The following is a 727-nucleotide window of genomic DNA, read 5'->3' on the forward strand; positions in this document are numbered from 1 at the left end:
TTCCAGGTCTTCAGGCGGGCGAAGGTGTGCTCGACGCGGGCGCGGACCTTGCGGTGTGAGCGGTTGTGCTCTTCTTTCCAGGCTGGCAGTTCGCTCTGCCCGGGGTCGTGGCGGTGCGGGATGACCAGGCCGGTGCCGCGGTAGCCGCCGTCGGCGATCACTGTGGTGTGGCCGACGGCGTCTTTCGCGCCCGAGAGCTCCCATGCCTTGCAGTCGTTGCGGTTGCCGGCGACCGGCCGGCCGATGGCGACGACGAGCCGGGTGTCGGCGTCGATGACGACCTGGTGGTTGGTGGAGTAGCGGTAGTTCTTGGACTGCTCGGCAACTTGGTGGTCGCGGGTGGGCACGAGGGTGCCGTCCACGATCAGCACGGTGTCCTTGCGGAACCGCTTGCGCTGCTGGAGCGTGAGCGACGGGCCGAGGTGGTCGATGATGCGGTCGGCCGCCGACTTCGACACCCCGAACAGCGGAGCCAGTTGGCGCAGGGTGAGGTTCGTGCGCCAGTACGCAGCGACCAGCAGGACCCGGTCCTCCAGCGGCAGGCCCCAGGGCCGGCCCTTACGCACCGGATCCGCACCCTCACGCCGCAGTGCGGTGATGAGCTTGCCGAACTGCCGCGGGCTCAGCCCGGTGAACGGGGCTATCCAGGATGGCTCCGACGCCGTGATCACACCAGACACGACAAGATCATCCCACCTGTGACCAGCAGTTACGGGACAGCCCTTAG

1 protein-coding gene is annotated in these 727 nt (G+C 68.1%); it reads right to left on the bottom strand.

Annotation, left to right across the window (positions count from 1 at the left end; translation table 11 throughout):
* Nucleotides 1-680: transposase (locus IE313_RS34680; RefSeq protein ID WP_189939359.1), on the bottom strand; the 680-nt coding region annotated here is incomplete at its 3' end.
* Between the last annotated feature and the right edge of the window lie 47 nt (nt 681-727).

The organism is Streptomyces sulfonofaciens (assembly GCF_014656295.1).
Taxonomy (GTDB): Bacteria; Actinomycetota; Actinomycetes; order Streptomycetales; family Streptomycetaceae; genus Streptomyces; species Streptomyces sulfonofaciens.